This is a genomic window from Pseudarthrobacter raffinosi, assembly GCF_023913735.1.
Lineage (GTDB): Bacteria > Actinomycetota > Actinomycetes > Actinomycetales > Micrococcaceae > Arthrobacter > Arthrobacter raffinosi.
The window spans coordinates 127,049-148,746 of the sequence record NZ_JAMXBH010000010.1; the positions used below are offsets into that span (position 1 = coordinate 127,049).

18 protein-coding genes and 1 tRNA gene are annotated in these 21,698 nt (G+C 65.2%); 9 read left to right on the forward strand and 10 right to left on the reverse strand.

What is annotated here, in order from left to right; all coding sequences use genetic code 11:
- Positions 1-20 precede the first annotated feature (20 nt).
- Together purD and NG698_RS11165 are read left to right on the forward strand one after the other, a co-directional pair.
- Positions 21-1,337 carry a phosphoribosylamine--glycine ligase gene (gene purD, locus NG698_RS11160; protein ID WP_252609831.1) on the forward strand — a complete coding sequence of 439 codons (1,317 nt, stop codon included), beginning with the start codon at positions 21-23 and terminating at the stop codon, positions 1,335-1,337.
- A gap of 1 nt (position 1,338) precedes the next feature.
- Positions 1,339-2,292 carry a phosphoribosylaminoimidazolesuccinocarboxamide synthase gene (locus NG698_RS11165; RefSeq protein ID WP_252609753.1) on the forward strand — a complete coding sequence of 318 codons (954 nt, stop codon included), beginning with the start codon at positions 1,339-1,341 and terminating at the stop codon, positions 2,290-2,292.
- 39 nt (positions 2,293-2,331) lie between these two features.
- Here the strand turns inward: NG698_RS11165 and NG698_RS11170 are convergent, their stop codons facing one another.
- Positions 2,332-3,606 carry a helix-turn-helix domain-containing protein gene (locus NG698_RS11170; RefSeq protein ID WP_252609755.1) on the reverse strand — a complete coding sequence of 425 codons (1,275 nt, stop codon included), beginning with the start codon at positions 3,604-3,606 and terminating at the stop codon, positions 2,332-2,334.
- Positions 3,607-3,738: 132 nt separating this feature from the next.
- On the opposite strand from NG698_RS11170, the gene NG698_RS11175 reads away from it, so the two are divergent.
- The gene (locus NG698_RS11175; protein WP_252600306.1) at positions 3,739-3,906 is read left to right on the forward strand and encodes a hypothetical protein; all 168 of its coding nucleotides are present in this window, start codon (positions 3,739-3,741) and stop codon (positions 3,904-3,906) included.
- A gap of 185 nt (positions 3,907-4,091) precedes the next feature.
- Here the strand turns inward: NG698_RS11175 and NG698_RS11180 are convergent.
- From NG698_RS11180 to NG698_RS11200, 5 genes are all read right to left on the reverse strand, one after another.
- Positions 4,092-4,168 (reverse strand) — tRNA-Pro (locus NG698_RS11180).
- Between the two features lie 81 nt (positions 4,169-4,249).
- Positions 4,250-6,148, reverse strand: a complete 1,899-nt coding sequence (locus NG698_RS11185) for an ABC transporter ATP-binding protein (RefSeq protein ID WP_252609757.1) — start codon at positions 6,146-6,148, stop codon at positions 4,250-4,252.
- Positions 6,145-7,953, reverse strand: coding sequence for an ABC transporter ATP-binding protein (locus tag NG698_RS11190; RefSeq protein WP_252609759.1), 1,809 nt, complete (start codon positions 7,951-7,953; stop codon positions 6,145-6,147). Before NG698_RS11190 ends, NG698_RS11185 begins: the two co-directional genes overlap by 4 nt.
- Before the next feature lie 82 nt (positions 7,954-8,035).
- Positions 8,036-8,983, reverse strand: a complete 948-nt coding sequence (locus tag NG698_RS11195; protein ID WP_252609768.1) for a metallophosphoesterase — start codon at positions 8,981-8,983, stop codon at positions 8,036-8,038.
- A 6-nt stretch (positions 8,984-8,989) separates the two neighbouring features.
- Positions 8,990-11,257 carry a transglycosylase domain-containing protein gene (locus NG698_RS11200; RefSeq protein WP_252609770.1) on the reverse strand — a complete coding sequence of 756 codons (2,268 nt, stop codon included), beginning with the start codon at positions 11,255-11,257 and terminating at the stop codon, positions 8,990-8,992.
- Between the two features lie 37 nt (positions 11,258-11,294).
- Between NG698_RS11200 and sp36 the strand changes: the two genes are divergently transcribed.
- Genes sp36 through NG698_RS11215 form a run of 3 tightly spaced genes read left to right on the forward strand, consistent with a single transcriptional unit; the run spans position 11,295 to position 12,939 of the window.
- Positions 11,295-11,450: a Sp36 family protein gene (sp36, locus tag NG698_RS11205; RefSeq protein WP_099093395.1), complete on the forward strand. Its 156-nt coding sequence runs from the start codon at positions 11,295-11,297 to the stop codon at positions 11,448-11,450.
- 2 nt (positions 11,451-11,452) lie between these two features.
- Positions 11,453-12,010, forward strand: a complete 558-nt coding sequence (locus NG698_RS11210) for a RidA family protein (protein ID WP_252609772.1) — start codon at positions 11,453-11,455, stop codon at positions 12,008-12,010.
- Positions 12,011-12,027: 17 nt separating this feature from the next.
- Positions 12,028-12,939, forward strand: a complete 912-nt coding sequence (locus NG698_RS11215) for an NUDIX hydrolase (protein WP_252609774.1) — start codon at positions 12,028-12,030, stop codon at positions 12,937-12,939.
- 362 nt (positions 12,940-13,301) lie between these two features.
- On the opposite strand, the gene NG698_RS11220 is transcribed toward NG698_RS11215, so the two are convergent.
- Positions 13,302-13,979, reverse strand: a complete 678-nt coding sequence (locus NG698_RS11220; RefSeq protein ID WP_011693220.1) for a Crp/Fnr family transcriptional regulator — start codon at positions 13,977-13,979, stop codon at positions 13,302-13,304.
- 265 nt (positions 13,980-14,244) lie between these two features.
- On the opposite strand from NG698_RS11220, the gene NG698_RS11225 reads away from it, so the two are divergent.
- Positions 14,245-15,429 carry a MarP family serine protease gene (locus tag NG698_RS11225; protein ID WP_252609776.1) on the forward strand — a complete coding sequence of 395 codons (1,185 nt, stop codon included), beginning with the start codon at positions 14,245-14,247 and terminating at the stop codon, positions 15,427-15,429.
- A 60-nt stretch (positions 15,430-15,489) separates the two neighbouring features.
- On the opposite strand, the gene aroQ is transcribed toward NG698_RS11225, so the two are convergent.
- The gene (gene aroQ / locus NG698_RS11230) at positions 15,490-15,969 is read right to left on the reverse strand and encodes a type II 3-dehydroquinate dehydratase (protein ID WP_252609778.1); all 480 of its coding nucleotides are present in this window, start codon (positions 15,967-15,969) and stop codon (positions 15,490-15,492) included.
- 318 nt (positions 15,970-16,287) lie between these two features.
- Between aroQ and NG698_RS11235 the strand changes: the two genes are divergently transcribed.
- Together NG698_RS11235 and NG698_RS11240 are read left to right on the forward strand one after the other, a co-directional pair.
- On the forward strand, positions 16,288-16,737 hold the full coding sequence (locus tag NG698_RS11235; RefSeq protein WP_252600320.1) for a pyridoxamine 5'-phosphate oxidase family protein: 450 nt from the start codon (positions 16,288-16,290) through the stop codon (positions 16,735-16,737).
- 966 nt (positions 16,738-17,703) lie between these two features.
- Positions 17,704-17,928, forward strand: coding sequence for a hypothetical protein (locus NG698_RS11240; protein ID WP_252609780.1), 225 nt, complete (start codon positions 17,704-17,706; stop codon positions 17,926-17,928).
- Between the two features lie 75 nt (positions 17,929-18,003).
- Here the strand turns inward: NG698_RS11240 and NG698_RS11245 are convergent, their stop codons facing one another.
- Together NG698_RS11245 and NG698_RS11250 are read right to left on the reverse strand one after the other, a co-directional pair.
- Positions 18,004-20,211 carry an alpha-galactosidase gene (locus tag NG698_RS11245; protein WP_252609786.1) on the reverse strand — a complete coding sequence of 736 codons (2,208 nt, stop codon included), beginning with the start codon at positions 20,209-20,211 and terminating at the stop codon, positions 18,004-18,006.
- 96 nt (positions 20,212-20,307) lie between these two features.
- Positions 20,308-21,654, reverse strand: coding sequence for an ABC transporter substrate-binding protein (locus NG698_RS11250; RefSeq protein ID WP_252609787.1), 1,347 nt, complete (start codon positions 21,652-21,654; stop codon positions 20,308-20,310).
- Between the last annotated feature and the right edge of the window lie 44 nt (positions 21,655-21,698).

Below are 21,698 nucleotides of genomic sequence, written 5' to 3' on the forward strand. Positions count from 1 at the left end.
ACAAAGTACCCTTGGAGACTGTGAAGGTACTCGTCATTGGCCCTGGAGGCCGCGAACACGCCATTGTCCGCTCCCTGCTCGCCGACCCCAACGTATCCGAGGTCCATGCGGCTCCCGGCAACGCCGGCATCAGCAAGCTGGTCCCCACCCACAACATTGACGGGAATGATCCCGACGCCGTCGAGGCGCTGGCCACCAAGCTCGGCGTGGACCTCGTGGTGGTGGGCCCCGAGGCGCCGCTGGCTGCCGGGGTGTCCGACGCCGTCCGCGCCGCCGGCATTCCGGTCTTTGGCCCCAGCAAGGCCGCAGCGCAGCTGGAAGCCTCCAAAGCGTTCGCCAAGGAAGTTATGGCCGAAGCGGGAGTCCCCACGGCCATGGCGATGGTGGCCACAAACGCCGAGGAAGCCGCCGCGGCCCTGGACACCTTCGGCGCACCCTATGTGGTGAAGGATGACGGCCTCGCCGCCGGCAAGGGCGTGGTGGTCACCAACAACCGCGACGAAGCCCTGGCCCATGCGCAGACGTGCTTCGACGCCGCTGGCACCGTGGTGATCGAGGAGTTCCTCGATGGCCCCGAGGTTTCCGTTTTTGTCCTCTGTGACGGCCGCAACACCGTGGCACTGTCCCCGGCGCAGGACTTCAAACGCATCTTCGACAACGACGAAGGCCCCAACACCGGCGGCATGGGTGCCTATACGCCGCTGGAATGGGCCCCGGCCGGGCTGGTCCAGGAAGTCATCGACCGCGTCGCGCAGCCCACGGTCAACGAGATGGCCAACCGCGGCACCCCGTTTGTGGGTGTGCTGTTTGTGGGCCTGGCGCTGACCACGCGCGGCACCCGCGTCATCGAATTCAACGTCCGCTTCGGCGACCCCGAGACGCAGGCCGTCCTGGCCCGGCTCAAGACCCCCCTCGGTGCGCTGCTGCTGGCAGCCGCCAAGGGCGAACTGGACAAGGCAGACGAGCTGCGCTGGTCCAAGGAGACCGCCGTCGCCGTCGTCGTCGCGTCCGAAAACTACCCGGACACCCCGCGCACCGGTGACCGCATCCGCGGACTCAAGAAGGTGGACGAGCTCGACGGCGTGCACGTGATCCACGCAGGCACTGCGCTCGACGACGACGGCAAGGTGATCTCCGCCGGCGGCCGGGTGCTCGCCGTCGTTGCCCTCGGCAGCGACCTGGTGGAGGCCCGGGAACGGGCGTACGACGGCGTGGAGCTGGTTCAGCTGGAAGGCTCCCAGTTCCGGACGGACATCGGACGCAAGGCCGCCCGCGGTGAAATCAAGGTAACGGCACTGGCCACCGGATCGCTCCCTGTCACGAAGGCGAAGGCATAACATGACTGAGAACTCCGCCCAGGAACCACAGCAGCCCCGCGGCTTCAGCACCGAAACCCTGGACCTGCCGGGCTGGACGCACGTTTACTCCGGCAAGGTCCGCGACCTCTACGAGCCGGCGGACGAAGCCATCCGCCGGCAGGTGGGCCAGGACTGCGTCCTGGTGGTGGCGAGCGACCGCATCAGCGCCTTCGACCACGTGCTGGCCAGCGAGATCCCGGACAAGGGCCGCATCCTCACGCAGTTGAGCCTGTGGTGGTTCGACCAGCTTGACGTGGTCCACCACGTGCTGGCATCCACCGTGGAAGACGGCGTTCCCGCGGCCGTGGAAGGCCGCGCGATGATCTGCAGGAAGCTGGACATGTTCCCTGTGGAATGCATCGCCCGCGGCTACCTCACCGGCTCCGGACTGCTGGAGTACAAGGCCAGGGGTACGGTCTGCGAGATTCCGCTGCCGCCAGGCCTGGTGGACGGATCCCGGCTGGAACAGGCGATCTTCACACCGTCGGCCAAGGCCGAGGTGGGCGAGCATGACGAGAACATCTCCTACAACGATGTTGTGGCCATGGTGGGGGACGACATCGCCGCACGCCTCAGCGAGCTGACCCTCAAGATCTACACCGGCGCGGAGAAGATCGCCCGCGAACGCGGCATCATCCTGGCCGACACCAAGGTTGAGTTCGGCTACGACGCCGTGTCCGGGGCCATCACCCTGGGCGATGAGGTCCTGACACCGGATTCCTCGCGTTTCTGGGATGCGGCCACGTATGAGCCGGGCAAAGCGCAGCCTTCTTACGACAAGCAGTATGTGCGCGACTGGCTGACGTCCGCCGAATCAGGCTGGGACCGGTCCTCCGAATCGCCACCGCCAGCCCTGCCCGCAGACGTGGTGGCCCGGACGCGCGGCCGCTACGTCGAGGCCTACGAGAAAATCACCGGCAGGACGTTCGCCTAGAACACCTTTGACGGGCCCGGCTTCCGGCCGGGCCCGTTACTAGCTTGCCTTGGCGTTTTTCGCTCCTGCGGCGGCCCGCTGCTGGGCGAGTCTGATCTCAAGGACCGCGTCCAGGGCCTGCTGGACACGGTCCGAGGCTCCCGCGGCACTGAAGGCCTTCTGCGCTTCTTCGAGGTAGACCAGGGCTTCGTCGGACTCACCGGCGGCCTTCAGCGACTTGCCCAGCAGGAGTGAGACTTCCCCGGCCGTGTGCTTGGCCAGCGCGCCGGATTCGGCGTGGATTTCCCGGAGCTTGTTGATGGCAGCCACGATGTCGCCGGTGAGATAAAGCCAGCGCGCGCGGATAAACGCAACTTCGAGTTGGTCGCTCTTGTTGCCGCCCACAATGGACAGCGCCAGTTCGGCGCGCTCGATGCTGGAAAGTGTTTCCGGTTCTACGATTCCGGAGGACAGCCGGACGGCGGCCGAGGCCTTGTTGAAACGGGCCCACAGATCGATGTCGTTGGCAGGTGACAGCATCCGGGCGGCGCGCTCGTGGTACTTGATGCCTTCGGGGTAATCGTGCCGCATAAAGGCCACGTTGCCGATCACCCAGGCAACCTCACCGGCGAGCTGGGACATGGAGTGCTCGTCCATCTGGTCATTCATGGCCTGGCAGTATTTCCAGGCCTCATCCAGGCGGCCGCTCTCCGCCAGCGCCCCGATCAGCGCGCGGTAGGCGCCGATGATCAGGGTGGATCCGTTGGGCAGCTGGCCGCAGAGTTGTACGGCCGCCAGCGCATGTTCGACGGCAGTGCTCAGCTGGCCCTGGCCCTGGCAGATAGCGGCGAGCATCTGGCGGGCACGGACGGCGAGGCCGGCAGATTCCGTGGCCATCGGGTGCTCCAGGAGGTGCTGCATGATCTTTTGGCATTCCTGCCAGTTGCCCTGTTTGATCAGGCATTCGGCCTGCATGTAGGTCATGTTCCACCACGCGCTGGTGTTCTTGCCCTCCAGAGCTATCTGGGCCGCGGTGGCTGCGTGGGTGGCCGCCAGCGGATAGTCCCTGAGGTCCCAGGCCTGGCGCGCGTAGAGGCCGGCCAGGACGTACTCGGCGTCGCTGACTGTGATGGGTTGGCTCCAGGCTTCCAGCGCCTTGGGCGCCAGCTCCAGCCTGCGGGCGAGCTCCTCGATGACTTCGGCCGTCGGCTCACGGCGGCCGGTTTCGAGGAGGGAGATATAACTGGGGGAATACAGGTCCTTGCCCAGTGCAGCCTGTGTCAGCCCACGTTCGAGACGCTCCGCACGGAGCTTCTCCCCGAATCCGTTGCCCACGGGAATTCCTCCTGATTCTGGACAGTCTTTGTACTCAATGCTTGACAGTACCTGTGCAAAACATTTTACAATGTATGTCAACAAGGACAGTGCTGACTTTGTAACGAATCCGACTCGTATTGAGGAACTCATATGTTGAAGAATATTGCGGCCGCAGGCCTACTTGCTGCTGCCTTGGCATTTTCTGCGGCGGCCCCGGCTGTCCTGTCGGCAGGTTCCATCGCCGATACCACCGGCGTATCCGTAGCCGTTGGCAACTGGCCCGATCCAATGTCCAAGCCCGTCAAGGACAAGGGCTAGACCTACACCACCAACGTGGGCAACTGACCCGATGTAAGGAATCCTCTCAGGAGGCGAGGCCCCGGGGCATGGTCATCATGCCTCGGGGCTATTTCTTTGCCCGGACACGTGACGGTTCTGCCCCGGGTACTTGACCGCCGGGAGATACAAAAGAGGGCCTCCCCTGGGGGAGACCCTCTTTCGATTGGTCGGGATGACAGGATTTGAACCTGCGACCTCGTCGTCCCGAACGACGCGCGCTACCAAGCTGCGCCACATCCCGATCCGCTGCAAAAGCAACTTTACAAGGATAGCCGACGCCGGGCCCGGATGCGAAATCGGCGGCGCCGGCCGGGTCAGATCCCTAGTCCAGGGAGTCCTTCCAGGCGCCGTGGAGGTCTGCGAAGCGTCCGCCGCCGCCGATGAGTTCCGCGGGGGTGCCGTCCTCAACCACGCGGCCGTCATGGACCACCAGGACGCGGTCGGCGGTTTCGACGGTGGAGAGGCGGTGCGCGATGATCAGCGCCGTCCGGCCGCCGCCCGCAGAAGCTGAGCCCTCGGTCGCAAACCCCGCACCAGACGAGCCCGGGGCACCTGCCGGACTGCCGGCGTCGGACGTTGCCCGCAGAAGGCGCGCCAGGCCGCTCTGGACGAGCCGCTCAGAGGGGATATCCAGCGACGAGGTGGCCTCGTCCAGGATCAGCACCGCCGGCCGGGCCAGGAACGCCCTGGCGAAGCTGATCAGCTGCCGTTGCCCGGAGGACACCCTGCCGCCGCGCTTGTTGACATCGGTGTCATAGCCTTCGGGGAGTTCGGTAATGAAGTCGTGGGCGCCCACGGTCCGGGCAGCATCCTCGATCTCCGCCCGGGAAGCCTCCGGCCGGCCAAGGGCGATGTTGTCCGCCACGGAGCCGCTGAACAGGAACGCCTCCTGCGTGACCATCACGATGTTCCGGCGCAGGTCCGTGGTGGTGAGGCTGCGCAGGTCCACTCCGTCCAGGGTCAGGGAGCCGGAGGAGACGTCGTAGAAGCGGGCGATCAGCTTGGCAAGCGTGGATTTCCCGGCGCCGGTCTGCCCCACCAGGGCAACGGTCTGGCCGGCGGGGATGTGCAGGTCCATGGTGGGGATGACCACAGGGCCGTCGCCGTAGCGGAACTCCACACCCTTGAAATCGACGGCGCCCCTGGCATCGCGGAGCGCAACAGGGTTCTTGGGCGGACGGACCGTGGGAACCTCCTCCAGCAGGCCGGACACCTTCTCCAGGGCAGCCTGGGCGCTCTGGAAGGAGTTGTAGAACATGGCCATCTGGTCCACCGGCTGGAAGAAGCGTTTGGTGGACAGGATCAGTGCCAGCAGCACGCCCACGGCAAGGTCCCCGCCCAGCACACGGAACCCGCCAAACAGGAGCACCACGGCCACGCAGACGTTGCCGATCAGCACCAGCCCGGGCTGGAAGATGCCGTTGAGGTTGATAGAGCGGACCGTTACCAGCCGGTAGTCCTCAGCCAGCCGGCCATACGTCCCGGCGTTCTCAGTTTCCCTTCGGAAAGCCTTCACGGCGCGGATCCCGGTCATGGTCTCCACAAAATGCACAATCAGCCGGGCGGACACCACCCGGGATTCGCGGAATACGATCTGGGAGTGCTTCTGGTACCAGCGCGAAAGGAAGTACATCGGGACGCCGGCGGCCAGCACGATCAGCCCGCTGCGCCAGTCCAAGGCAAACACCGTCACAGCCGTGAAGACCATAAACAGCAGGCCCGAGGCCAGGGAGCTGACGCCGGAGTCGAGGAGTTCCCGCAGCGCATCCAGGTCCGAGGTCTGCCGGGCGATGATCCGTCCCGACGTGTACTTTTCGTGGAACTCCAGGCTCAGGCGCTGCGTGTGCCGGAAGACCCGGACGCGCAGGTCCAGCAGCATCGCCTGGCTGAGCCGCGCGGTGGAGGTGACGTAGAGGGCGGTGAGTCCCGCCGTCGCGATCGCTGCGAGCAGGTAGGCGACGCCGGTAAGCACCAGAGGGAGGTTGTCGCCCGCCTGCAACGACGGGAGCGCGTGGTCGATGCCGAACGCGATCAGTGCAGGCCCGGCCACGCGCGCGGCCTGGGACAGGACCACGGTGGCGATGGTCAGCCAGAACCTGAGCCGCACCGGACGGATCAGGGTGGCCAAAAGGGCGAGCGACCGCCGTCGTACGGTTTTACTGTCCGACTTGCTGAGGTGGGTGTCGTCCTCGTTGGCGGTGCCGAAGGTTGTGTTACTCATCGGATGCTGTCCTCTGACTCGTCCTCAAGCTCCGACAGTTCCGAATCCAGGTCCCGTGGTTCCTGGTCCAGGCTGGCGATGACGTAGCGGTAATGGGGGTTGTGCGCCAGAAGTTCCGTGTGGGTTCCGACGGCGGCGATCCGGCCATCCTCGAGCAGCGCCACCCGGTCGGCCAGCGCCACGGTGGACGGGCGGTGCGCGACGATCAGCGTGGTGGTGTCCTTCAGGACCGCGCGGAGCCGGGTCTCCACAAGCTCCTCGGTGTGCACGTCCAGGGCCGAGAGCGGATCGTCCAGTACGAGGACCCGGGGCCGCGCCGCGATGGCCCGGGCCAGGGCGATCCGCTGCCGCTGCCCGCCGGAGAGGCTCAGTCCCTCCTCGCCGATGAGGGTGGCCACGCCTTCCGGCAGCGAGTACGCGAAGTGCGCCTGCGCTACATCCAGGGCTTCGTCCAGGGCTCCCTCGGTCCGGTCGGGCGCCCCGAGGAGCACGTTGTCGCGGACGGAATTGGAGAACAGCGTGGTGTCCTCGAACGCGACGCCCACCACGCGCCGGAGCCCGTCGACGTCGAACTCGCGCAGGTCCACCCCGTCGATGGTGATGGAGCCGTCGGTGACGTCGAACAGGCGCGGGACCAGCTGGATCAGCGCGCTCTTGCCGCTTCCCGTGATGCCCACCAGGGCCATGGTCTCGCCCGGCCGGACGTCCAGATTGATCTCTTTGAGGATGGGCTTGTCCGGTGCGTCCTCGAACGCGAATGTGGCGTTCTTGAAGCTGAGCGCGCCCTTCAGCTGCGAGGGGGTGCGCGGCGCCGGGGGACTGGTGATGGTGTTGACCGAATCCATGACCTCGAAGTGGCGGTCGACGGCGGACTTGGCGGTGAGTGCCATGGCCAGCAGCATGCCGGAGAACTCCACCGGCGTCGCAATGACGGCGGCGGTGGCGAAGAAAGCCACCAGGGCGCCGATGCTCAACTGGCCGCTGGCGCAGAGCATCACACCCACCACCAGCCCGGCGCCGAGCGCGAGTTCCGGCAGCAGGGTAACCACCATGGTGAACGTTGCCTGGTGCTTGGCCTTCACGATCTCGGTCTGGCGGAGTTCCTCGGCCTGCTCGTTGAAGTTCTCCAGGGCCTCGCGGCTGCGGCCGAAGGCCTTCAGGACGCGGATGCCGTGGACGGATTCCTCCACCGTGGTGGCGAGGTCGCCGGCCTGGTCCTGGCTCCGCCGCGCCACCTTGCTGAAGCGCGTCCGGAACCGGAAACCGTAGGCCATGACGGGCACCGCTGCGGCCAGGAAAATCAGGGCCAGCTGCCAGCTCATGGAGAACATAACCACAATGCCGATGACCACCGTGAGCGTGGTGACCACCAGCATGATGGCACCGAAAGCCATCCAGCGGCGCAGGAAGTTCAGGTCCGTCATGGCACGCGACAGCAGCTGGCCGGAGCCCCAGCGGTCGTGGAAGGACACAGTCAGGTCCTGCAGGTGCCCATAGAGCGAGACCCGCATCCGGGTTTCCACGGTGGTGGCCGGGTTGATCACAAACTGCCGGCGGAGGGCCACGAGTCCCGCCTCGGCGATGCCCAGGACCAGGATGACGACGGCGGCAGTCCAGACGGCGTCCGACGCGCCACCGGGTTTGAGGGACTCATTTACGAGGACGCGCAGCACCTGCGGTATGGTCAGCGCCACGACGCTGGCCAGAAGTGCGCAGAGTAGCCCCATCACCAGCCGGGGGATGATCGGCCTCACGTGAGGGTAAAGACGGCTGATGGATCTGAAAAATGAGGTCTGCTTGGCCATGCCCGCTTCTCAAGCTCTAAATCGAATGTAGTTTCCCTTAGCAACTACCCTATGCCATGGCGTGAGCAGGTTCACACCTTCGTTATTCGGGGGAGGTGAGCGTCAGCAGGACGGCCTCGGGTTTGCAGGCGATGCGGATGGGAGCGAACCGGGAGGTGCCGATGCCGCCCGAGACGTTGACCGGCGTCGTACGTCCGTTGCTTTCCCAGTTGTTGAGTCCCTTGGCCCGCCACGTGGGGAGGTCGCAGTTGGACACCAGGGCGCCGTAGCCGGGGATGCAGAGCTGGCCGCCATGGGTGTGGCCCGCCAGCAGCAGGTCCGCGCCGTCCTGCGTGAAGTGGTCCAGGACCCGCTGGTACGGGGCATGGATGACCGCAACGCGGAGGTGCGCGTTCTCATCCTGGTCACGGGTGCCGCGGGGCCAGCCCGCATAGCGCTCCCGGCCCAAGTGCGGATCGTCCACGCCGGAAAAGTCGAAACGGATGCCCTTCAACACCACCGACTGGTGCCGGTTGGTGAGGTCCACCCAGCCGCCCATGCCGAAGCCGGACCGCAGCCGCGGCCAGTCCAGTTCGATGGGTTTGGGCTTGACCTTGGACGGGCCCAGCAGGTAGGAACCGGGGTTCTTGAATCTAGGGCCGAAGTAGTCGTTGGACCCCGGGACGAAAACGCCGGGAAACTCCAGAAGCGGTCGCAGTGCCTTGAGCAGGGGCTCCACCGCCTTGACGTGGCTGAGGTTGTCCCCGGTGTTGACCACCAGGTCCGGCTCCAGCGACGCCAGCGACTCCAGCCAGCGCGCCTTGGTGTCCTGGCCCGGGACGAAGTGGATGTCGCTCAGGTGCAGGACGCGGAAGGGCGGGTGGCCTGCGGGCAGGATGGGCAGTGCCTCCTCGCGCAGGACAAACTGGTTCTTCTCCCACAGCCCGTATCCGAAGGCGGCGAGACCCGCTGCGGTTCCCGCGCCAGCGGTGACGGCAAAGCCGCGCCCGATGTTCCGGACGCGGCTGGCCAATGCAGGGCTGACTGCCATGGGAGGCTAGTTCTTCTTGTCGCTGTTGCCCGGTGCAGGGTCCGTGGACGGCTGCGGGGCGGGAGCCGTGGCAGGCGCGGTGGCCTGCGTTGACGGCGTGGTCCGGGCGGGCGTTCCGCTCACCATGTTGGTGGGCGGGGCCGTGAACGCGTTGGTGCCATACGCCGGAGCGACCTGGGCCATGTACTTGGAGAACATGGGACCGGCGATCATGTAACCGTCGATCGCCTTGTAGAACTTTCCATTGACCGTGAGGTTACGGCCCTCACGGCTCTGGTCACCCAGCGGGTCACCGAACCATGCGGCGGTGGCCACACCGGTGGTGAAACCGACCACCCAGGTGGATCCGTTGGTGTCGTTGGTGCCGGTCTTGGCGGCCACCGGGAAGTTGGTCTTCGTGGAGAGTCGCGGCTTGATGAGGGATCCGGACCCCTCATCCAGGACCTTCTGCATGGCATACGCAACGCCCCGGGCGACCTCCGGTTTGACGGCATCCCGGCAGCTCGTGGCCTGTGCCGGGAGCTGCGCGCCGGTCTGGTCCGTGACAGAGGTGATAGCGATGGGCTCGCAGTACTTGCCGTCATTGGCGAACGTGGCAAACGCGGAGGCCATGGTCAGCGGGGCGGTCTGCGTGGAGCCGATCAGGTTGGCCAAAGTGGTCATCTTGACCTTCGGGTTGGGATCTTCAGCCGAGGGCAGGCCGCCGTGGATTCCGACCGCATCCACGATCTTCTGGATGCCGCAGAGGTCAACCTGAGCCGCCGAGGCGAAGGTGGCCGTGTTGATCGAGTTCTGCAGGCCGTACAGGATCGTCATGTTCCGGTAGTAGCCCTCGTCGGAGTTCTGCAGGTCAAAGCTGCCGGGAATCCTGGCGTCGTACCAGCCAACGGTGGGGTCCGGGCACGTGTTCTTCCAGGGGAAGTTCTGCGGGTACTTGCGAGTGGCGGCGTTGATGTTGGTGTTCATGGCCTTGCCCTCGTTCAGCCATTCGGCGAACGTGAAGGGCTTCATGGTGGAACCGGGCTGGAATCCGCCCAGGCCGTTGAGGTCGTTGCCGTCCTTGTCCAGCTTGTCTACGTTGAAGTTCTGCGTCTGGTTGAACTTGCCTTCGGTGGGCAGGAACGACGTGTTCTGCGCCATGTTCAGGATCTTGCCGGTGTTGGGCTGCACGGAGACGATGGACGCACCCCAGTTGTCCGGATTGACGCCGGCGGCTGCATCAGACTCAGCTTGGGCAACGTTTTGGGCGTTGACGTCCAGCGTGGTGGTGATGGTCAGGCCACCGCGGAAGATCTTCTGTTCGCGCTCTTTTGCGTCCGCACCGTAGGCCGGGTTGTTAAGCAGCAGGTGTAGCACGTAGTTGCAGAAGTAAGGTGCCGTGGTGGCGTACGCGCAGCCCTGGCGTGACTCTGTGATCTTCGGTTCCACGGGGGTGGCCACAGCGGCGTCGTGATCGACCTGGGTAATCTTTCCCTGGTCCAGCATGAGGCCCAGCACCAGGTCCCGGCGCTGTTTGGCGTTCTCCGGGTTGGTGATGGGGTCAAACGCTGACGGGCTGTTAACGAGGCCAGCCAGGAGTGCTGCCTGCGGGAGGGTCAGATCCTTGGCGGTGGTGCTGAAGAAGAATTTGGACGCGGCCTCGATGCCGTAGGCGTCGCGGTTGAAGAAGACGATGTTGAGGTAACCCTCGAGGATCTGTTCCTTGGAGAATTCCTTCTCCAGGGCGATCGCGAGCTTCATTTCGCGAAGCTTGTCTCCCACGCCCTTGTTAACACCGTTGAGCTTGATGTCCTCAGTGTTTCCCTCGGCAGCGAGGTTGGAGTTGAGCACGTTGTTCACGTACTGCTGGGTGATGGTGGAGGCACCCTGTTTGTTGCCACGGGCTGTGCTGACCATGGCGCGGAGGATGCCGGTGGTGTCCACACCGCCATGCTCGTAGAACCGGCTGTCCTCGACAGCGATGATGGCTTCCTTCACGAACGGCGAGATCTGGTCGAGGGCAACCTTGGTCCGGTTTTCCTCGTAGAGGTTCGCGATCAGGCTGCCGTCCGCGGCGAGGATCCGGGTGGACTGGCTGGGGGGGTCCACTTGCAGCTCTGCCGGGAGGGTATCGAAGAACTCGATAGAACCGCTTGCCGCGCTGCCGGAAACGGCCGCAGCCGGAACCAGCAGGCCCGCCACCAGGACACCACAAATCGCGCTCACACCGAGGAAACCAAATATCTTTCCGAGGGTAGTGGCCGTGTCGAAAATGGGGTTCTTACGAGTCACCATGTTTTCCACTTTACCGGCAAGGACTAGTCTTTAGCTCATGACCAAATGGGAGTACGCGACGATTCCGCTCATTATTCACGCCACCAAGCAGATCCTGGACCAGTGGGGAGAGGACGGCTGGGAGCTCGTCCAGGTAATCACCGGACCTGACGGCAACGGCCTGGTTGCCTACCTCAAGAGGGAGAAGCAGTAGCAATGAGCACCCCCGCAGAGACCACGTCCGGCCCTTTATCCACGCCGGAAAACGCGTCTGAGTCAGCGCCGGTTTCCGCCGTCGAGCAGCGCCTCGCCGAGCTGGGACTGACCCTCCCCGAGGTGGCCGCTCCCGTCGCCGCCTACGTGCCGGCCGTCATCACCGGCAGCCATGTTTACACGTCCGGCCAGCTGCCGTTTATTAACGGCAAACTCGAAGCAACCGGCAAGGTCTCCACCGGCACAGAGGGCGCCTCCGACGAGCCCACCGTGTCCCCGGAGGACGCCAAGGCCTACGCCGCTGTCTGCGCCATCAACGCACTGGCGGCCATCAAGAGCGTCATCGGCGATCTGGACCGCATCACCCGCATCGTCAAGGTGGTGGGCTTCGTGTCCTCCGATCCGGCCTTCACCGGACAGCCTGGCGTCATCAACGGTGCGTCCGAGCTCCTCGGCCAGGTCTTTGGTGACGCAGGCCGGCACGCCCGCTCCGCCGTCGGCGTGTCGGTTCTTCCGCTCGACTCTCCCGTAGAGGTCGAACTGATCGCTGAATTCAGCTAAGGACCCGGTTCACTCAATTGCCTCAGCTCGCCCGACGATTATTTGCCCTTCCTCCGGATCTTGAAGGGGCTGCCCAAAGCTGGCTCGAACACGGTGAGCGGACCCCGCGTGCCGCCCGCTACGCATCGTCCGTTGTGCTGCTGCGGGACTCGCCCACCGGCCTGGAGACATGGCTGGGGTACCGGCCCGGCTCCTCGCCGCTGGGCGTCCTCGCTTTCCCCGGAGGTTCCCTGGAGGCGTCCGACAACGACGCCGTCGGCTGGCTGGGCCCCTCACCCCAGCATTGGGCCGAGCAGATGGGGACGGACGACGTCGGGCTGGCGCGGCGCCACGTGGTGGGCGCCATCCGCGAACTCTTTGAGGAAGCCGGCGTGCTCCTTGCCGGGCCGGACATGTCCACCACCGTGGAAAACACGTCAACGCAGGACTGGATGCGGGCCCGTGTGGCCGTTGCCGACCAGGAGAAGACCTTCACGGAGCTCCTCGCCAAGCGGGGACTCTCGCTGCGGACCGATCTGCTGAAGCCGCTCGTCAACTGGCGCAGCCCGGACTTCGCGCACCGCCGCTTCGACACCCGCTATTTCGCCGCCACCGTCCCCATGAACCAGCAGCCCAGCCTGCTGGAGAGCAAGGGCGTCTGGGGCCGCTGGGTGTGCGCCACCAAGGCCATCGCCGCGCGCAGCACCACTGCCCTGGGCGATGAAGTGGGCCAGGAGAACACCGTTGGCCTTACCCTCGGCCAGCTCCTGGTGCCGGGGTCGGAGATCATGCTGGAGAAGATGGCCGCAGCGAACGGCTGCATCGCCTACCTCAGCTACAAGCGCAAACCCCACGTGTACCAGGCACGGCTGGTCGAAGAAGAGGGCACGCTCATGCTCGAAGTCGAGGCCGCCAAAACCGTAGCAGGAGACCCCCAGCGCGAACGCTAGTCCGCGGACCGCCCGGTTAAGTCCGCCGGACAGCGGCCCTTCGCCGTCGCTTAGACACGACGCATAGGGAAACCTCCGGTCGCTGTGCGACCTCCGGTTCCCGATGCGCCGCGATGCGCTCCTACGCGAAAGACCGCCGCCCAACTCGAACGCTCTCTCACTTGATGCAGGTTTTTGGGCAACGCTCTCTCACTTTCCCTAAGAAAGTGAGAGAGCAGTTGGGGAAAAGCCCCATAAAGTGAGAGAGCGTTGGCAGGGCGTAACGCAAAAGGCCCCAAGGGTGGCATCCGGAAGCATGCGTCAAAGCGACGAAGGAGCAGCACGCGGAGGATGTCAGCCTTAGGGCCTCAATCGTGAAAGGACTAGCGGGAGCGCTGGCGGAGGCGCTGCATGTCGAGGATCACTACGGCACGGGCTTCGAGGCGGAGCCAGCCGCGCTGGACGAACTCTGCCAGGGCCTTGTTGACCGTCTCGCGTGAGGCGCCTACCAGCTGGGCCAGCTCTTCCTGGGTGAGCTCGTGGGCTACCAGGACGCCGTCAGTTGCCGGGCGGCCGAAGCGGTCGGCCAGGTCGAGCAGGGCCTTGGCCACGCGGCCGGGGACGTCGGAGAACACCAGGTCCGAGAGTGAATCGTTGGTGCGGCGCAGGCGACGGGCCAGGGCCTGCAGCAGCTGCGCCGAAACCTCGGGGCGCGTCCGCAGCAGGGCGTTGAGGCTTTCGTTCTTCAGGCCAGCAAGGCGGGTTTCGGAGACAGCCGTGGCCGTGGCCGTGCGGGGGCTGGGGTCAAAGAGTGCCATTTCGCCGAACAGTTCACCCGGGCCCAGTATGGCGAGCAGGGACTCCCTGCCATCGGGGGACGTGCGGCCCAGCTTCACCTTGCCGGAGACGATGAAGTAGAGCTGGTCGCCCTGGTCGCCCTCGCGGAATACCGATGCACCGCGGGAGAGGTCCACCTCGGTCAGCTCGTCCGTCAGCAGGCGGAATGCTTCGTCGTCGAGCGTGGCAAATAGGGGTGCTCGGCGCAGTACCTCGATGTCCATGAAATCTCCTGAATAAAAAGTGTCGGCTGTGGCGCTTTTGCCATTGTTTCAGAATTTTCAAGGTTCTGTGACGTACTTGGCAGCGGAAACGCCGCTGACACTGTGCAATGCGGGCCCGATCCGGTGCCCGGCCGCGCCCGGGGTGTGAGTTTGACGACTGAACGTGAGGCGAACCTGGCCCCAATAGGCGGGAGACTGGCGCCCACGGAATAATGTCAGCCTGCGCCACTAGAATTGGGTCTCAACCGTATTAGAGGAGCGCTCAGTGTTTGGCTTGACTGTTCTGGACCTGGCGCTGATCCTGGCCCTGCTGTCTTACCTGATCTATGGCCTGCGCAACGGCTTCCTGGTCACCCTCGGGGGTATCGTCGGCTTCGCCGCGGGCGCCGTGGCTGCCTTCTTTGCCGTTCCACTGGTCAGCAACTTCGTGGACGACTCCGGCTGGAGGCTGACCGCCATCGTGGCCGCCGCCGTCGTACTGATGGCTCTGGGCCATGGCCTAGGGACCATGATCGGGCGCAAAATCCGCGGCGCCGTGCGGATCAAGCCGCTGCGGGCTGTGGACCGGCTGGTGGGCGGGGCCGTCAACGTGGTGGTCTCGGCGCTGGTGATGTCCATGCTCGCTTTCAGCGTCAGCGCTCTCGGCGTTCCGTTTGTGTCCCAACAATTGGCCGAGTCCAAAGTCATCCGATACATCGATGGGCTGACGCCTGTCCCGGTGAAGACCACCATGGCGCAGCTGCGGTCCACGGTGATCGGCAACGGAATCCCCACGCTGCTTGAAGGCCTGGACCAGGGTCAGCAAGTGGCAGTGCCCAATGCAAGCACCGATACGCCAGCGCTGAACCGGGCCGCGCAGTCAGTCCTGAAAATTGCCGGAACCGCCTACCAATGCGGGCAGAACCAGACCGGCACTGGCTTTGTGGTTTCCCCTGGCCGGGTTGTGACCAATGCCCATGTTGTGGCGGGCGTGTCGCAGCCGGTGGTTGAAATTCCCGACGGCGGCGCGATGCCCGGGCGGGTGGTGTACTTCGACACCAGGCACGACCTCGCTGTTTTGGCCGTTGACGGGTTGCCTTCCGAACCACTCACGCTGACGTCCGACCTTCCGAACGGCAGCCCGGCAGCTTTCGCGGGGTACCCTCACGGCGGTCCGTTCCAGTCCAACCCCGCCACGGTCCAGGACATCACCTCGGTTCTGGTGCCCGACATCTACGGCGAAAACCCGGCCCCGGAAGAGATATACCGCCTGGCCGGCAACGTCCAGCCCGGGAACTCGGGCGGCCCGCTGCTGACCATGGAGGGTCTGGTGGCCGGCGTCATTTTCGCCAAGGCAACCTCGGACACCGAAATGGGTTTCGCGATCACCATGAATGACCTGTTCCCGGTCGCATCCCAGGCCGCAAGCCTCAGCGCTCCAGTCTCCTCCGGGCAGTGCATCCAGAAGTAGCCCGGGCGGCCTGAGCCACACGAGCCTGAGCCACACGAGCCTGAGCCGCACAGCGCCGGGCTACAGCGCTTCGGCCAGGTAGTCGATGGCCAGCTTGTAGCCGAACACTCCAGCTCCTACGATCACCGCGGCGCACACCGGGGACAAGAAGGAGTGGTGCCGGAATTCCTCGCGCTGGTGCACGTTGGTGATGTGGACCTCGACGGCGGGAAGCTGCACCGCCGCCAGAGCGTCACGCAGGGCCACGGAGGTGTGGGTGAAGGCGCCGGCGTTCAGCACAATCCCGACGGCGGTGCCGCGGGCTGCGTGGATGACGTCCAGGAGCACCCCCTCATGGTTGGACTGGACACACTCCACCGTGAAGCCGTGGGCCTGCGCCGCCGTAGCTGCCAGTTGCTCCACGTCCGCGAGAGTGGAAGTGCCGTACTTCTCCGGTTCACGGGTGCCCAGCAGGTTGAGGTTGGGGCCGTTGATCACGAGGATCGTGCCGCGCCCGGCAGCGGAGGCAGATGCGGAGTCAGTGGAGGAAACGTCAGTCATGGCTCCAATCTACCCGTCGGATTCTGCACCATCATTCGGCCCGGGACATTCCACGTGGCCGGATTTCCGGGGGGCCGTGGACTTCGAACGGTGAATGATGGTGCAGAATTCGTCGCAAAGGACCCTAGGCGACGACGTTGACGTTCCACGGACGACACTTACTTTTCGCACAGCTGGTGGGCTGGCCGCGCTGCCAAGAGGGCCATTCGCTGGCGGGCGCTCGCTACTTCCGGCTATCCGCTGTCGCCGCTCACCCGAGTCCGCGCTAAAGGGGGCGTGCTCTGCTGCCTTGATCCATCACGTATGTATGCTCGGCACATGAACATCTTCGAAGAAGCATCAGCATTAAAGGTTCTTGGAACACATGCGTGCTGGAGATCCCTTCGGTCCGCTTCAGTCGGCCGACTGGCGGTAATTGGCACCAACGGACCTGAAATCTTTCCCGTGAACTACCTGCCGGAGGATGGATCACTGTTTTTCCGAACAGGTCCGGGAACCAAACTGGACGCTTTGCTGGAAGGGGGAGCGGTCGCACTGGAGGCTGACGGCCTCAACCCCTACGGAACCATTGCGTGGAGCGTCGTGGTGAAAGGCCGTCCTGAAGCTGTCCCGGACAACGAACTTGATCAGGACAAGGTGGATCAGAGCCTGTCTCCCTGGGAGCCGGGGGCCAAGGATCAGCTGTTCCGCATTACGCCGACGGAAATTACTGGACGCCAGTTTGCCATCAACCCGTCCGCACGATGGTGGTCACCACGGGAGCCCTGAGGTTCCGGGGAGGGAATCGGGGCGAGCTCCGTGGGGCTGGCCTGCTGACTACAGGCTGAGCGCAGTTCATGGGGTCGGCCGCTGGTAGATGGATTGACCGGCATCAGTGCGCTGTGCTGGCGAGTAGTGAGTGGATTCCACTACGTGCCGCGCAGCGAAGCCAGTCAGGGCACCCACAGTGACCGCCATGAGTATGCCGGCCACTAAATATGACCCCACAGGGCAGGAAATGCTGTGTTCTCGTCAATGAACGGAGACGGCGCGAAAGTCCAGAGGATGCCAGCAGCCCAGGCACCAGCGTTGACAGGGATCCACCAGGAGGCCCGCCGTATTACCCGGCGTAAGACAAGCCACTGCAAGGTCGGAATCGAAGCCAGAAGCACCGCCGCCCCGACGACCATGAGGGCAACAGCGGACGGCGAAGCGAAATCGACACTGCCGATCGTACTCGGCAGCATACCGATGGACCACGCGACAGCGGCACCCCCACCAGTGGCGGTAATCCAGGCAGCACGAGGGATCCCAAAAGAGCCAAAGCCGATGGACTGCCCCAACCCAAGGAGGATACCTTCGCATGCTCCGGCGGCGATCATCAACGGATAGACGACGGAAGCGGGAGCGGCGGCTAATGTCAACGCTCCACCAACAGCGGCCGGGATAATGAATCCAACGGTCTCCCCGGCCGTAACCGCAAGCACCCACCGACGCATAAAAGTGCGTCTCATGTCTGTGGCCCTCTTGCCCATGTAGCCGATAGTACGCGCCATGCCACCTCAAAACGGCCTGGGTTCGTTTCGTAAGATCGGCGGGCCCCGAAAGAGGTATGGATGGCCCAACCGGCGCAACCTTGGAGACAACACAGTTGACCGACAAACCCCCGTAGGGACAAGGAAACCATCATGATTGAATCAAGCCCGCTATTTGGCCGAACGCAATGACGCACACCCCGACACGGAGAATATGACCATGACGAGCAAGAAGTCCGTGACTTGGAGCGATCTGACAAGCGGGCAGCAGGCTGTGGTCCTGGCCTTGTCCTCAGAGCAGTTGTCGCTGGCCGCCACCGCTTGGACGGATCTGGCCACCCGCCCCGCCCCGCGGGTCAACGGCCGCAAGAGTGTGTGGGCGGCGGTCATTGCCCTGTACTTCTTGGGCCCCGTGCTGTACTTCACGCACGGAATCCGCCGCTGAACCCGGCTCCGACACCGGGACGGTGCAGTCAGCCTGCCGGCCTCGTCCTTGGCGCGGGTCAGCGGGGCAGGGACCCTAGAGTGCCGTGAACCTCAGGACGAGGCCGTGCTCGGGGTTGAGGATGGGCATCGGCAGGCCCACTTCGGCCAGGAAGCGGCCACCGGCCACCGCCCCGTCCGCCAGCCAGGCCGGCGGCTGGACCTGCGTGAATGTGTGGGCATAGTCGGCGTCTCCGGGCGCCGGGAAGATGGCTTCCACCCGGTAGTCCCGGTCCGGTTCGAGGCCGGGGATGGTGATCCGTCCGGTCTGTTCCGCGAACGCGGTGCCCGTGCTGACCAGGGCGAACAGCGCCGCCGTCGTGCCTGGGGGAACGGTGCCCTGCGAGGCACCACTGGGGGCAACTACGCCGTGCAGCATCAGGGAATCGTCGGGTACGTCCGCGCGGACCATGCGCCCGGAGTGGATCAGGCCGCGGTGTTCCTTGTAGAGGGCGATGAAGCGTTTGAGTTCCTCGCGCTCGGCGCCCTGGACCTCGCGGACGTCCCATTCCATGCCGAAGTGGCCGAACAGCGCTGTGATGGCGCGGAAGGACAGATCGTGCGTGCGGGCCGTGGTGTGCGAGGTGGTGGGGCCGACGTGCCCGCCCACGAGCTCCGGCGGGACCACCAGCCCGGTCCAGCGCTGGATGGTCTGCCGTTCCAGGGCGTCGTTGCAGTCCGAGGCCCAGATGCGGTCCGTGCGTTCCAGGATGCCCAGGTCCACACGGGCCCCGCCGGAGGAGCAGCTTTCAATCTCGACGCCGGGATGGGCCTTCTTGAGCTCGTTGAAGAGCCGGTAGGCGGCCAGGGTCTGTTCGTGGACCGAGGAGCGGCCGGCGTGGCCGTGCTCCAGCTGGTCCCTGTTCTGGTCCCACTTCAGGTAGCTGATGTTGTTCTCGCGCAACAGGGCGTCGACGCGGTCGAAAATGTACTGCCACGCGTCCGGGTTCACGAGGTCGATCACTTGCTGGTTCCGCCATTCAATCGGCAGGCGGCCGCCGTCCTTGTAGCTCTGGACCGAAGGACCAACGATCCACTCAGGGTGCGCGCGGACAATATCGGAGTCCAGGTTGACCATTTCCGGTTCCACCCAGAGCCCGAATTCCATCCCGCGCGAGGTCACGGCATCAATCAGGGGCGTGAGGCCATCGGGCCAGAGTGATCCGTCGACGTACCAGTCGCCCAGGCCGGCGTGGTCGTCGCGGCGGCCGCGGAACCAGCCGTCGTCGAGCACAAATCGCTCCACGCCCAGTTCGGCGGCGGAGTCCGCCAGCTCGATCAGCGTTGAGAGGTTGTGGTCGAAGTAGACCGCTTCCCAGGTGTTGAGGACCACGGGACGGGGCTTGCCCGGGTGGGTTGCCGTGCTGGCCGCGGGGAGAACGTGGTGCGGGCGGGACCGGAACCAGCTGTAGAACGCCTCGCTGATGCCATCCAGGCCGCGGTCCGAGTACGCGGCGAACAGTGCCGGCGTGGTGTAGCTGGCGCCGGGTGCAAGGATGACCTCGGCCGGGCCCAGGAGCTCGGAGCCGCCGATCATGGTGCGGCCGTCGCCGATGCTGTCCGCGAACTGCTCGTGGTTGCCGCTCCAGGCCAGGTGGGTGGCCCAGACCTTGCCGTGGCGGTTGCCGAACCCGGCGGTGCCTGCGGCGAAGAGCAGCGAGGAGTCGTGCCCGGTGCGGCCGTGCCGGCCGGCGCGGACCCACGTGCCCTGCTGGATGGGGCGGCGCTGCGGGTGGCGTTCCCGGCACCAGCGCCCGGTCAGGTCAAGGAGTTCGACGGCGTCCGGCGCCACCGGGAGGACGGTGGCCAGCTCGTCGACCTGGTAGGGCGTGGCGCCGTCGTTGGTGAGGGTGTGGCGCAGCTCCAGCAGGCCGCCGTCGTGCAGTGTCAGGGCGGACGAGACGGTGAGTCCGGCGTAGGAATCGGTCTGGACGATAATGGCGGAGTTGTCCTCGGCGCTCGCGGTCACGGCGCGGAGGCGGGCCGAGAAGTCGAGGCCAGAGACGCCGTCGGCGAGGCGGTGGCCGCGGAGGGCGGGACGGCCGCGCCAGCTGGAGGATGCCTGCGGCAGGAGGCCGGCGGGCACGGTGGCGTCGATGGCGGAGTGGGGGATCGGTTCGCCGAGGATGGCGAGGTCCGGCAGGGTGCTGCCAAGATCCGCGCCCCAGTGGATGACCTCGGCCTCCCCGCTGTCAAAGCTCATCACCAGGCTGGTGCTGGCGGAACGGAGGTGGAGGGGGTCCATAGAATGCTGTCCTTTACGGGGTGTGGGAGAAAGTATAGAGGCCGCGCGCCGCGGGGAATACAACGCCCGCGGCGCGCAGCCGGTAAAGCTCGCGGCCTACTTGAAGAGGGCGTTGACCTGTTCGTTGGCCTGGGTCAGCGAGCTGGCCGGGGCCTTGCCGGACACTACTGCGTCCATGGCGGGCTCCATGATGCCCTTGACCTTGGCGGTGTTGTCCGTGATCGGGTACAGGAACGTGCTCTTGTTCTTGACGTGCTCGGTGAACGCGGAGACGTCCACGTTCTTGGCGGCGAAGGCCGCGGCAGCCTTGTCGGAGGAAGCCTTGAGCGCGGGGAAGACGACGGCCTTGGACGCTACGACGTCCTGGCAGTCAGCGGAGGCGAGGTACTCAACCCACTTGATCGAGGCGTCCTTCTTCTTGGTTCCGGCCCAGATCGAGTCGGCCAGGCCGTTGAACATGGAGGCACGCTTGCCTTCGGGGCCCACCGGGGTGGGGGCGATGCCCACATCGATGCCCTGGTAGCCGGTGTACTGGCCGGTCATCCACGAACCGTGGGCATTGATGGCGGACTTACCGGCCGCGAACGTGTCGGCCATGCTGGCGCCGACGGTGGTCTCCAGCTTGGGCATGTAGCCCTTTTCCACGAGTCCGGCGAACCAGTCCATGCTTTCCTGGAACTTGGGGTCGTCGTAGTTGTAGTGCGTGCCCCACGGGTTCTTGTCCGTGTGGGACCAGCCGGTGGTGTTGGTGAGGTAGCTCCACTCCGTCTGCCCGGAGGAGTCGCCGCCGCCGTTGAGGCCAAGGCCATACACGGCGACGTTGTTCTTGTCGAAGCCGGCCTCGTCGCCGCGCTTGCCGTTCTTGTCAACGCTCAGGTGGGCGATGACCTGTTCGTACGTGCCGCCGTCCTGCGGGTTCCAGGTGAGGTTCTTCATCTGCTCTTCGGTGACGCCGCCGCTGGCGAGCATGGCCTCGTTGTAGAACAGGCCGATGGTGTCCCAGTCCTTCGGCAGGCCGTAGCGCTTGCCGTCCTGGCCAACCCAGAGGTCGGCGAGGCCCTCGTTGTACTGGGACAGGTCGATGTTGTCCTTCTTGACGGCGTCGTCGATGGCCAGCAACTGCTTGTTCTCTGCCAGCTCGCCGTAGCGTCCGAGGTGGTTGGTGAAAACGTCGGGGGCAGTGCCGCCGACAAAGCCGTTGGTCAGCGTGCTCCAGTAGTCGTCCCACCCGCGCTGGGTGATCTTGACCGAGATGTCCGGGTTGGCCTTCGTGAAGTCGTCGGCGCACTGCTGGTAGGCGGGCAGCTGGTTGGCGTCCCACAGCCAGTAGTTGATCTCGCCGCCCTTGCTTGATTCTGCCGAGGAGGATGAGCCTCCGCCGCAGGCGGACAGGGACAGTGCCATAACTGCGGCGACGGCGACGGCGCCGAGGGATTTCTTCATGGTTCTACTTTCCGTTTGGGAGTTGGGGAGTGGGGTTTTTGGGG